Below are 12,153 nucleotides of genomic sequence, written 5' to 3' on the forward strand. Positions count from 1 at the left end.
CCTATTCCCTATTTTATAGAGACGGAACCGGGAAGAATGCAATCACCTGAAATGCTTGGAGAGCTTGAGCTGCTGCGCCTGATAGTTTGATCCAAGATCAAGGCCATAAAGCGCCTTCGGCCGTTTCAACATATGCTCATAAACAAGACGGCCGACAATCTGACCATGTTCGAGAATGAACGGGACTTCATGACTGCGCACTTCCAGAACCGCACGGCTCCCGGTTCCACCCGCAGCGGTGTGACCGAAGCCCGGATCAAAGAAGCCTGCATAATGCACACGGAATTCACCGACCAGCGGGTCAAAAGGCGTCATTTCGGCGGCATATAGCGGCGGTACATGCACCGCTTCGCGCGATACAAGAATGTAAAACTCATCCGGGTCCAGTACCAATTCGCGTGCACCACGGTCATAAATCGGTTCCCAGAAGTCGAGAACGTCATGCGCTGCACGCTTATCGACATCAACCACCGCTGTGTGGTGCTTGCCGCGATAGCCGATCAGCCTGTCTTCGCCACCCGAAAGATCAACCGAAAGCGCAATGCCGCCGCCGGAAATATTCGGCATTTCGGCTGCCACCAGCGTTTCAGTCTGATGCAGCACTGCAAGTTCTGCTTCAGTCAGCTGTGCGCGGCCTTGACGGAAACGGATTTGCGACAGGCGCGATCCAGTGCGCGCCACAATCGGGAAGGTGCGCGGGCTGACTTCAAGATAAAGCGGACCATTATAGCCAGCCAGAACCTTGTCGAATTCCTGCGCGCCATCGGTGATGACACGGGTAAAAATATCAAGGCGTCCGGTCGAGCTTTTCGGATTGGCAGAAGCCGACAGTTCCGGCGAAAGCGACAGGCTTTCAAGCAGCGGCACAATATAGACGCAGCCGGTTTCAAGAACCGCACCAGCGGTCAGATCGATCTCATGGAGCTTGAGGCGTTCCAGCTTGTCGATGACGGGCGTTCCCGGGCCGGGCATGAAAGAGGCGCGCACACGATAGGCTTTGGCACCCAAACGCAGATCAAGGCTGGCAGGCTGAATCTGATCGGCATCCAGCGGACGCTGAGACTTGAGCAAACCGCTTTCAAACAGCGCGGCAATATCCGCATCTGCCAGAATTCCTGCTTCCCTCTGCGTCATGCCACTCAACTCCGTGAATTACTTAAAATAGGTTTAAGACCATTGACTGCTTGAATGCCGCAAGACCAGCATTTTGAGTCTATTTCCCCAGCTTTCACGCGCTTAAAGGGATGTCAAATTGCTTATTTTCCAGCATGTGCGCATCTTCTGGCATTGACGACCCCGCTCAAGAGGCATAAGGAAAAAGTGTTCCGTGGTGATTTGGCCGGCCGGCTTGCAGCCACGTTAAAGAATTCGCTAAAATAAGGCCGCGGTTCGTAACCGGCCTTTTGTGTATTCGCAAGGCCGGTTTTTTATTGGCCGCCGAGGCAGAAACGCCCCGGCCGACCAGCTTTCGACAGGTTGGATAAAATGACGAATAAGACTACCCGTAAATTACGCCCAGCAACGCAACTCGTTCATGCAGGATCGCTGCGTTCGGGCTTTGCAGAGCTGTCCGAAGCTCTCTATCTGACGCAGGGCTTCCTCTACCCGACCGCAGAAGCTGCTGAAGCACGCTTCACTGGCGAAGACCCGGGTTTCATCTATTCGCGTTATGCCAATCCAACTACCGACATGTTTGAAAAGCGCATGTGCGCGCTCGAAGGCGCGGAAGATGCTCGTGCTTTCACATCCGGCATGTCGGCAGTCGCCGCATCCATTCTCTGTCAAGTACAGGCAGGCGAACATGTCATCTGCGCGCGCGCCGTGTTTGGCTCGTCGCGCTACATTATCGAAACACTGCTGCCACGCTATGGCGTTGAGTTCTCCATCATCGACGGTTCGAAGATTGAAAACTGGAAAGCAGCTGTTCGTCCAAACACCAAAGTCATGCTGCTTGAAAGCCCGTCAAACCCGACGCTTGAGGTTATCGACATTGCAGCCGTTGCAGAGATTGCCAATGAAATCGGCGCAAAGCTGATCGTTGACAATGTGTTTGCAACGCCGCTCTACCAAAAGCCGCTGGAACTCGGCGCGCATATCGTCGTCTATTCGACCACCAAGCATATCGATGGTCAGGGCCGTTGCCTCGGCGGCATTATCCTTTCCGATCAGGAATGGACCGAAGAAGTGCTACAGCCTTACTTCCGTCATACCGGCCCGGGCATGAGCCCATTCAATGCATGGATTATGCTCAAAGGCCTTGAAACACTCGGCGTTCGCGTGCGTCAGCAGACGCAGTCGGCGGCAGCAGTTGCCGATGCGCTTGCTGGTCAGGCAGGTGTGAAGCAGGTCATTTATCCGGGCCGTGCCGATCACCCACAGGCAGACATTATTGCAAAACAGATGACTGGCGGCTCGACACTGATCGCGCTCGAACTCGAAGGCGGCAAGGAAGCAGCGTTCAAGTTTGAAAACGCGTTGCAGGTCTTCAGCATTTCCAACAATCTGGGCGATGCAAAGAGCATCATCACCCATCCAGCTACAACCACGCATCAGAGCCTCACCGATGAAGCGCGCGCAGAACTCGGCATTTCTGACGGTATGCTGCGTATTTCGGTTGGTCTCGAAGATCAGGATGATCTTGTTGAAGACGTGCTGGAAGCGCTTGCCGCTGCTCGCTGATTGATAGTTCCCAATAGAGCAATTGCCGGAACATTCCGGCAATTGCAGCCACAAATCGTTGACCTTACCCGCAAGTTTGGCGATAGAAGACAATGACACGGTAAGATTTGAAGGCGGGTGCGCATGTACAGAGCGGTAACACGGGATATTGAGGTAACGGCTGAGCCGTTTTATCTCGAAGACCAGTCCGAGCCGGACGAAAACCGCTATGTCTGGGGCTACCGGATCACCATCGCCAACAATTCATCGCAGAGTGTCCAGCTCCGCTCGCGCTATTGGCAGATCACCGATGGTAATGGTCGTATTGAAGAAGTGCGCGGCGCTGGTGTGATCGGCGAACAGCCGACGCTTAATCCCGGCGATTCCTATCAGTATTCATCGGGATGCCCGCTGAGCACAACATCGGGCGTCATGGTCGGGCGCTATCAGATGCAATCGCCTGATGGAAATTCATTTGACGTCGATATTCCGGCCTTCTCGCTGGATATTCCAGAAACACGACGCACTCTGAATTAAAAAAGGCGGCTGGTTATTTATTCGCATTATCCTAAGCAAAACCGCTTAGCACTTTTGCTGGAAATGCTTCCAAACCGCCTTTTTCTTAATCTTACTTCGCAAACTGCGCCGGATCGAACTCGTAGGTCGTTGAGCAGAATTCGCATGTCACCGAAATCTTGCCGTCCTTGACGCTGTCCTCAATCTCTTCAGCCGAGAAATTATTGAACACGCCTTCAATCTTCTCGCGCGAGCATGAGCAATTATCCTCAACGCGGATCGATTCATACACACGCACGCCACGCTCATGGAACAGACGATAAAGCAGTCGTTCTGAGCCAACCTGTGGGTCGGTCAGTTCTGAGCTCTCAATCGTTCCAACCAGCGAACGTGCTTCATCCCAGCCATCATCTTCAGGGCCAAGAACGGCGGTGTTTTCATCGCCATCGCCACCCGGAAGATCAGGCATACGAGCGCGCATTTCAGATTCCGGCAGAAACTGAATCATCAGACCGCCAGCACGCCAGCGCTCAATCAGCTTGCCTTCACTGTCGCGTTCGACAAGCTTTGCAACGCTCAGCTTCATATCGGTTGCAATCTGCTCAGACTGGCGGAAATAGGTGCGTGCGATCTCTTCCAGCATCGAACCATCGAGCGCAACAATGCCCTGATAGCGCTGCGTATGCGCACCCTGATCTACGGTGAAAGCGAGTGTTCCGCGACCGAGCAGTTCTTCAGGGCGCGTTTTGCCAGCGCTCACCGCTTCCGCAACGCGCTCTGCATCAAAACGGGCATAAGCACGCACAGACTTCGGCGTGCGGAAATCTACCACCAGCATATCAACCGGACCGTCAGACTGCGTCTGGAAGATAAACTTGCCTTCAAACTTCAATGATGTGCCAAGAAGCGTGGTCAAAACCGTCGCTTCCGCCAGAAGGCGGGCAACATGTTCCGGGTAGTCGTGGCGCTTCAAAATTGCGTCAATGCTTGCGCCCAACTGCACGGCGCGACCACGCACGTCGAGCCCTTCCACCTGGAAAGGCACAACGGCGTCATCACCTGCGAACTCGAAGTTGTTCATATCGATATGAACAACTTCGGCTTCGTTATGCTCTGTGCTGATCTTGTCAGACAAAATATGCTCCCAATCAGCTGCCTTGCAGGCACCACGCCAGAATGGCCTTCTGGGCATGCAGCCTGTTTTCAGCTTCATCGAAGACGACCGATTGTGGGCCGTCGATCACTTCGTTAGTCACTTCCTCACCGCGATGCGCGGGCAGGCAGTGCATGAAAAGCGCCTTCGGGTCAGCATTAGCCATCAGACGTGCATTCACCTGATAGGGCATGAAAACATTGTGGCCACGCGCACGATCTTCCTGCCCCATAGAAACCCACGTGTCAGTGACGATGCAATCCACACCGTCTACTGCCTTGATCGGGTCCGCAGTGGACATGATAGTCGCGCCGTTTGCCTTTGCCCAATCGATGTATTGATGCTTCGGCTCGCTGCCTTCCGGCGTTGCGATATTGACGTTGAAATCAAAACGCGCCGCAGCTTCCACAAGCGAATGAAGAACGTTGTTACCGTCCCCCATCCAGGCAAAGGTCTTGCCTTTGATCGAGCCGCGATGTTCCTCATATGTAAGAACGTCAGCCATAATCTGACAAGGGTGCGTGTCGTCGGTCAGTGCATTAATTACCGGAACGGTCGCATGTTCGGCCAATTCCAGCATGCGATCATGCGATGTTGTACGGATCATGATCGCGTCGACATAGCGCGAGAGCACCTTTGCGGTGTCCGCAATGGTTTCGCTGCGACCGAGCTGCATTTCCGAACCCGTCAGCATAATGGTCTCGCCACCCAGCTGACGCATGCCGACATCGAACGATACGCGGGTACGCGTGGATGGCTTTTCAAAAATCATCGCCAGCACTTTGCCCGCGAATGGCTTTTCGATCTCGCCAGCCTTTGTGCGTGCCTTACGTGCCTTGGCGTCTTCCATGATCGCGCGCAGTTCCGTTGCCGGAACAGCTGAGAGGTCAATGAAGTGCTTTATACCATTATTCGCCATAATCTCACGCCGTCTTGCTGGTCGGATTTGCAACAGAAAGCCGCTCTACAGCTGCTTCAATACGTGCCAATGCTTCACGCGCTTCTTCCGGTGTTGTCACCAGAGGAGGAAGAATACGAACAACATTGTCGCCAGCGCCAACGCTGAGCAGGTGCTCATCACGCAGAGCCTGAATGAGGTTCACGTTTGGCACAACGCATTTGATGCCCATCAGCAGACCACGACCGCGCACTTCCGAAATAATATTTGGATAGCGATCGATAATCGACGCAAGACCCTGCTTCATGGTGAGAGCAGTTTCCTGAACGCTTTCTAGGAAGCCATCAGCCAGCACAACATCAAGCACAGCATTGCCAACAGCCATAGCGAGCGGATTGCCGCCATAGGTGGTGCCATGCACGCCAGCGGTCATGCCCTTGGCAGCTTCAGCTGTTGCAAGACATGCGCCCATTGGGAAGCCGCCGCCGATACCCTTGGCGACTGCCATAATGTCTGGTGTGATACCTGACCATTCATGGGCAAACAATTTGCCCGTACGGCCAACGCCGGTCTGCACTTCATCAAGGATCAGAAGCAGGCCTTTGTCATCGCAGATCTTACGCAGAAGACGCATAAATTCTTCCGGGAAACCGCGCAGACCGCCCTCGCCCTGCACAGGCTCAAGCAGAATTGCAGCCGTTTCATCGGTAATCGCAGCACGCAGCGCTGCTTCATCGCCGAAAGGAACCTGATCGAAACCATCGACCTTCGGGCCAAAGCCTTCGAGATACTTGGCCTGGCCGCCAGCAGCGATCGTGGCCAGCGTACGGCCGTGAAACGCACCTTCAAATGTAATGACACGAAAACGCTCAGGATTACCGTTTACATAATGATAGCGGCGCGCAGTCTTAATCGCACATTCCAGCGCCTCTGCACCGGAATTGGTGAAGAAAACCTTGTCTGCAAAAGTCGCATCGACCAGACGCTGACCCAGCTTTTCCTGACCCGGAACTTCATAGAGGTTCGACAGGTGCCAGAGCTTGTCAGCCTGATCTTTCAATGTATTGACGAGATGTGGATGCGAATGGCCAAGCGAGTTTACCGCAATGCCAGCCGCAAAATCGAGATAACGTTCACCGCTTTCGGTAATCAGCCAGATGCCCTCACCTCGCTCGAAGCGCAGAGCCGCACGATTGTAAGTGTCGTAAAGCGGTTGCACAGTCGTAACGTTGGTCATTGCAGTCAGGCCTCCATTAGCCTTTTTATTGCAGCGCCTCCGGCCAAGCCGGTCAGGCAGCGTTTCCCATATTTAAGCGGAAATAAAAAACCGCCCTCAAGGCGGCATTATTTAATCCCGCGCGTATATTGGCGTTCATAAAAAAAATGTCAATCAAAGCAAGCCCGGATAATCAAGCATCTTTCCGCATGATCCCATGCGAAACGCGGAGGTCTGGCGTTATAGGATATAAGATGGGAGCTATGTCGTCGAAGGGGTGGCATTTTGCAGAATGGGGCGATATAGAGACGCCAGAAGTTCTCCCTGACGGGGCGCACCTCTGAAAAGCTGCTGCAAAATACGCGCAGATGACTCAGAAAAACCGTCTTTAGCACCCAAGTTGGGGAAAACCATAAAAATGGAATCCGCCTGATAAGGCTATCCCTTGTCATGGCGTCGTTCAATAATGTAGTTTATTTTTAAAGTAAAAAACCACATTTTGTACGGCGGACCTAGTCACCCGGATAGATATAGTATTTGCACCCGAAGTAATTCGGGGGCGCTGGTGGATTCCGGATAACGAAGATTGATTGGAGCCCAGGGCAATGAACTGGACAGATGAGCGCGTCGAACTGCTTAAGAAGCTATGGAATGATGGCTTGAGCGCGAGCCAGATCGCAGCGCAGCTTGGTGGCGTCAGCCGCAACGCAGTGATCGGCAAAGTGCACCGTCTGAAATTGTCAGGCCGTGGTAAAACCACGACCGCTGCTCCGCGCAGCAAAAAAGTTAACACCGTTGCAGCGACCCCACGCCCAACGGCTACAGCAACGACCAGCAGCAGCAATGGTGCTAGCCGCCCGCAAGCGACCACCACCATTCGCACTGCAACCGTAACCCAGACTGTCGGTGCAACTGCACTCCAGATGGAATATGTCGAAGATGCTGTCACCGAACGCGTTGTTCGCCCGGCATCCGACGTTGTCGTGCCAATCTCGCGCAAGCTGACACTGTTGCAGTTGAGCGAACGCACCTGCAAATGGCCAATCGGCGATCCGCTCAACGAAGACTTCCACTTCTGCGGCAGTGAATCCGGTGAATCCAGCCCATATTGCGGCTACCACTCGAAGCTGGCTTTCCAGCCAACAGCAGAACGCCGCCGCGCACGCTGATCAATTTCGACAGGGTTTAAATTAAAACCCCGGCAGCGTCTTCGCTCCGGGGTTTTTCTTTGCGTGTCAGAATGTGTCTGGTTTATGCGCGCTTTGGCAAACGCACCATAAAAGTTGAACCTTCGCCGAGCTGCGAGCGCACGACTAGACGTCCGCGGTGACGGGCGAGAATGTGCTTAACAATGGCCAGCCCGAGGCCTGTACCCTTTTGGGCGCGGCTGGTCTCTACATCAATGCGATAGAAGCGCTCCGTCAGACGCGGCAGATGTTCCGCTGCGATGCCCGGTCCAAAATCCTGCACGGACACCACGACTTCAGATACGCCTTGCGATACTTCTTCATTCAGGTTCACGATAATGCGCTTGCCGCCCTGACCGTATTTACAGGCATTTTCGACCAGGTTCTGAAACACCTGAATGAGCTCGTCGCGCGTGCCGGTGACGTTTAGCGGATGATCTGGCAGATGGCGCTCAATGACCACATCCAGACCTTGTGCCAGCGGGCTTAGCGTATCAGCCACATGATTAAGCACGGCTGTCATGTCGACGCATTCAGTCACCGCCAGATGTGCGCGCATTTCAAGCCGGGACAGCGACAGAAGATCATCGATCAAACGCGACATGCGCTCGGCTTGCTTCTGCATAATGCCAAGGAAACGCTCGCGTGCGCCCGCATCATTGCGCGCCGGCCCTTGCAGCGTTTCAATAAACCCAAGCAGCGAAGCCAGCGGCGTGCGCAATTCATGGCTTGCATTGGCGATAAAGTCCGAGCGCATGCGGTCAATACGGCGCGTTTCACTCTGATCGCGAAACAGCAGGACAAACAATTCTGGCTTGCCATCGGCACCCCGAAGCGCCTTCACCATGGCTTTATACCAGCGGTCAATCGGCACGCGCTCGAAATAGTCGATGCTGCGCGGCTCGCCATCGGTGATCACACCCTGAATAAGTGCATGCATCTCCGGTGCGCGGAAGCGCAGATAAAGCCCGGTATCCTTTTCAAGCGACTGAAAAGCATCCCGCGCTGACACATTGGCAAAAAGCACCGTCGCACGATGGTCAAAGACAATCATCGGATCCGTCAACAGGTCCGAAAGACGTTCGCCCGTGACATTGTCCATCTCGCTGACAATGCTCTCACTTTGCGGCTTTTGCTCAACGACATCGTCGGTTGTGGCACTGGCAACCCAGATCGCACCCACGACGATCAGCAGCAGCAGCACAATGCGGAACCACAATGGCAGATCCAGCACCATGACGCAGATGATCACAACAAGGCTTGCAATCAGCACACCTTTAACCCTGAGAAGCGGCGCGAAAAAAGATTCATCCGCATTTGAAACGGCTGCATCCTGACTGTTGTTTTCACTCATTCGTACTTCTCTCAGTTTTATAACGCGCGCTTTACCATGAAGACGCAGATGCGCCAAAAATCAGCATTGCGTCCTTTACGTCCATCACAATCAGCCCATATCATGTAAACAACAGGGATGGGCATGTTTGAAACATGCTTTTGTCTATATAGCAAAGGAGCTTGCGGTGGGTGACAGTTCAAAGACAGCTAACAAAAAGAATGCCGATAAGGGCGACACAAAACCCATCAAGCTGAAAATTAATGGCAAGACGCAGAAGTTCGACATCAACGATCCAAAACTCCCGGATTGGATTGAGGACAATGCGCTGCAATCGGGTGGCTATCCTTATCCCGATAAAATGAAGGTTAAGGATTACGAGGAAATGCTGGAGCGACTTCAAATTGAACTGGTGAAGCTGCAATACTGGCTGCAAGAGACTGGCGGTCGCGTCATCAATGTTTTTGAAGGCCGCGATGCTGCTGGAAAGGGTGGCACGATTTTCACCCTTCGCGAGTTCATGAACCCACGTACTGCGCGCAATGTCGCCTTGCCAAAGCCAACCGAGACAGAGCGCGGACAATGGTATTTTCAGCGCTATACCCAGCATTTTCCAACATCGGGCGAGTTCGTCACCTTCGACCGCTCGTGGTATAATCGTGCAGGTGTTGAGCGCGTCATGCAGTTTTGCACACCAGAACAGCTAGAAACATTCCTGACAGAGACGCCTGACTTTGAGCGTATGGTGGTGACGGAAGGCATTCACCTTTTCAAATTCTGGCTCGATATTGGTCAGGAAATGCAGCTCAAGCGCTTTCATGAGCGCCGTCACAGCCCGCTTAAAAGCTGGAAATTTTCACCGATGGACGTGGCAGGCATCTCGCGCTGGGACGATTATTCAGCTGCACTCCATACCATGCTTGAGCGCACGGATACTGGCTATGCGCCATGGACAATCATCCGCTCCAACGACAAACGGCGCGCCAGACTGGCTGCAATCCGGCGCGTGTTGCTGACATTGCCCTATACGGGCCGTGATCTCGAAGCCATTGGTCCGGAAGATCAATCCATTATTGGTCGTGGTGCTGAATTTCTTGCATCCAGTATGCCAAAACCTTCCTCTTCGGGCACATAGAACAAGCTCGGCTGGTGCGGAGTTTTCTCCCATAAATGGGGTCTCCACACCAGCTGCCAAACGGCGCGCCATGCAGAGAGCGAAATGAGAACCCAATAAACCGGAATTGCCAGAATATAGGCATAGCCGCCAAGCTCTGTTGGCTCCATTGTTTTTGACCCAAGCACATAAAAACTCAGATAGGCCAGCAGGATATTCACCATATCAATGCGCAGGAGCCAGATATTTTCGGCATCAAGCGGTGCAAAAAACAAGCTTCCGAAAAGCAACAGAACGGTCATCAACATAAACGGATGCAAAAGCGCCGAACCGATAATACCCAAGGTATAAATTTGATTGATGGCAAAACGCCACCACCCAAGTTCACGTGATGCGGCATAGGGATTGCGACCGTGAACCAGCCAGGTTTGCATCCAGCCCTTGATCCAGCGGGTGCGCTGCTTGTTCCATACGCTGAAATCTATTGGTGCATCTTCAATCGTTCCCCGACTAATAACATCGATACCGTAGCCAAACCGTGCCAAACGCAGGCCCATATCAGCATCTTCGGTCACATTATAGGCATCCCACCCCCCAACTTCCTCCAGACAGGAACGGCGGAAATGATTGGATGTGCCGCCCAGCGGAACAACCAGCCCTTGCGACGCAAGCCACGGCAAAAGCCCCCGAAACAATGCCGAATATTCAAATGCAAACATCCGCGTCAGCAGATTTTGGCGGAAGTTTCCGATAATCAAAGGAGCCTGAACACAAGCAAGTTTTCTGCCTTCACGCTGAAATGCCTGCCAAGCCTCAAGCAGCTGATCCGGATGCGGGCGATCCTCTGCGTCAAAAACGGCCACAATTTCCCCACGCGCAAACTGCAAGGCATAATTAAGCGCTTTTGGCTTTGTCCGCGGCCCGCCTGATGGAACGAGGATGATTTCATAATTGCTCGGCAGCCTGCAACTGCGAATGGCAGCGATTGTATCGAAGTCATCCTTTTCGCAGACGAGCTTAATGTCGAGTTTACTGCGCGGCCAGTTGATCTGATCTAGCGCTGAAATCAGTTGTCCGACGACAGCTTGCTCGCGATACAGCGGAACGAGCACGGAATAGACCGGCAAGTCACGTTTCTTGAATGGATGAATTTGTGACAAACGCAGCCTTCGACTGGAAACAGCAGCTGATAATCGTATGAGCACGCAGCCCAAAAAGAATAATGTCAGGCTCGTATGCAATACAAATATCGTTTGCATTGGCCAACCGACAATGCAGGCGATAAAGGCGTAAAGGCCCATAGCGATGAGAAATGCCTGCGGTGTTTCAAGCACACGAGCGGCCGAGAATGGCTTAGGCGTCATCAAGTGCGCACGTTGAATCAATTCGTCTTGATGTCGTTGTCGCAATATCTGCTTGAGCAAGGAGTGCGTACATATCCGAATGCGCGCTCGCAGCTCTGGCGAACGACGAAGATGTTCCAGAAGCCGTGCAGTCCGACGCTCATTCGGCGCAAGATAAAGATAACTTGAACCGTCTGGCCCCAAGACCAGGGCTTGCCCGACCTCAACGACGGTTGCCGCTGCTTCCCCAGAAACAAAAACCCGAGACGGCAATATCTCCGATGTAAACGGCAGCTCAAGATAGTCCGCGATAGCCTCGAAAAGCATCGTCTCCGTGACATCTTTCGCATGTTGAATTTCTTCGCAAAAACTCGTTCCGTTAATCAGAGCCCTTTCATATGCATGTTTAAGACACGCCCGCGACACACCTCGTCGCTCCAATCTCGCAGATATGGCTGTGCATACCGCAAGATCGAACCCAATCGACCCCTTACTCATAGCGCCCCCGCACCATTAATAATTATTTTTAATTTTTCTAATATATAATTTGTATTTATGTATATTATACATATCTTTCTAAATTATATATTATGATAATAACCCTCACCATCCATATGTATTTCGTTTTTATTTAAACAGAAACAGAGTAATTTTTGCAATGCCAATTATTGCGACAATATCGAGCCGTATTCACTTGAGATTTTATCTAACGCGCCACATCATAGATCGTTAACG

The 12,153-nt window shown here is 52.8% G+C and carries 10 protein-coding genes and 1 riboswitch; of the genes, 4 read left to right on the forward strand and 6 right to left on the reverse strand.

What is annotated here, in order from left to right:
• Positions 1-42 precede the first annotated feature (42 nt).
• On the reverse strand, positions 43-1,134 hold the full coding sequence (locus J2782_RS07245) for a 2'-deoxycytidine 5'-triphosphate deaminase (RefSeq protein ID WP_310010922.1): 1,092 nt from the start codon (positions 1,132-1,134) through the stop codon (positions 43-45).
• 183 nt (positions 1,135-1,317) lie between these two features.
• A riboswitch (SAM riboswitch) is annotated at positions 1,318-1,398 on the forward strand.
• A gap of 87 nt (positions 1,399-1,485) precedes the next feature.
• Between J2782_RS07245 and J2782_RS07250 the strand changes: the two genes are divergently transcribed.
• Together J2782_RS07250 and apaG are read left to right on the forward strand one after the other, a co-directional pair.
• Entirely contained in the window at positions 1,486-2,679 is a 1,194-nt protein-coding gene (locus J2782_RS07250) for an O-succinylhomoserine sulfhydrylase (protein WP_310010923.1), read from the forward strand.
• Positions 2,680-2,802: 123 nt separating this feature from the next.
• A complete protein-coding gene (apaG, locus tag J2782_RS07255) occupies positions 2,803-3,195 on the forward strand; it encodes a Co2+/Mg2+ efflux protein ApaG (RefSeq protein ID WP_250040049.1) in 393 nt (130 codons plus the stop codon).
• Positions 3,196-3,286: 91 nt separating this feature from the next.
• On the opposite strand, the gene J2782_RS07260 is transcribed toward apaG, so the two are convergent.
• From J2782_RS07260 to J2782_RS07270, 3 genes are read right to left on the reverse strand one after another with little or no spacing between them, the layout of a single operon-like run.
• Positions 3,287-4,309: an Hsp33 family molecular chaperone gene (locus tag J2782_RS07260; RefSeq protein ID WP_310010924.1), complete on the reverse strand. Its 1,023-nt coding sequence runs from the start codon at positions 4,307-4,309 to the stop codon at positions 3,287-3,289.
• A gap of 13 nt (positions 4,310-4,322) precedes the next feature.
• The gene (argF, locus tag J2782_RS07265; RefSeq protein WP_250040046.1) at positions 4,323-5,246 is read right to left on the reverse strand and encodes an ornithine carbamoyltransferase; all 924 of its coding nucleotides are present in this window, start codon (positions 5,244-5,246) and stop codon (positions 4,323-4,325) included.
• Between the two features lie 4 nt (positions 5,247-5,250).
• The gene (locus tag J2782_RS07270) at positions 5,251-6,462 is read right to left on the reverse strand and encodes an aspartate aminotransferase family protein (RefSeq protein ID WP_310010925.1); all 1,212 of its coding nucleotides are present in this window, start codon (positions 6,460-6,462) and stop codon (positions 5,251-5,253) included.
• A 584-nt stretch (positions 6,463-7,046) separates the two neighbouring features.
• Between J2782_RS07270 and J2782_RS07275 the strand changes: the two genes are divergently transcribed.
• Positions 7,047-7,610 carry a GcrA family cell cycle regulator gene (locus J2782_RS07275; protein WP_250040037.1) on the forward strand — a complete coding sequence of 188 codons (564 nt, stop codon included), beginning with the start codon at positions 7,047-7,049 and terminating at the stop codon, positions 7,608-7,610.
• A gap of 82 nt (positions 7,611-7,692) precedes the next feature.
• Here J2782_RS07275 and J2782_RS07280 read toward each other — a convergent pair whose 3' ends face one another.
• Complete coding sequence (locus tag J2782_RS07280) at positions 7,693-8,982, reverse strand: ATP-binding protein (protein WP_310010926.1); 1,290 nt, start codon at positions 8,980-8,982, stop codon at positions 7,693-7,695.
• A 166-nt stretch (positions 8,983-9,148) separates the two neighbouring features.
• On the opposite strand from J2782_RS07280, the gene ppk2 reads away from it, so the two are divergent.
• The gene (gene ppk2, locus J2782_RS07285) at positions 9,149-10,096 is read left to right on the forward strand and encodes a polyphosphate kinase 2 (protein WP_310010927.1); all 948 of its coding nucleotides are present in this window, start codon (positions 9,149-9,151) and stop codon (positions 10,094-10,096) included.
• Here ppk2 and J2782_RS07290 read toward each other — a convergent pair.
• Positions 10,024-11,916 carry a glycosyltransferase family 2 protein gene (locus J2782_RS07290; protein WP_310010928.1) on the reverse strand — a complete coding sequence of 631 codons (1,893 nt, stop codon included), beginning with the start codon at positions 11,914-11,916 and terminating at the stop codon, positions 10,024-10,026. The genes ppk2 and J2782_RS07290 overlap by 73 nt on opposite strands.
• Positions 11,917-12,153 lie beyond the last annotated feature (237 nt).

It is taken from the genome of Brucella pseudogrignonensis (genome assembly GCF_031454375.1).
Lineage (GTDB): Bacteria > Pseudomonadota > Alphaproteobacteria > Rhizobiales > Rhizobiaceae > Brucella > Brucella pseudogrignonensis_A.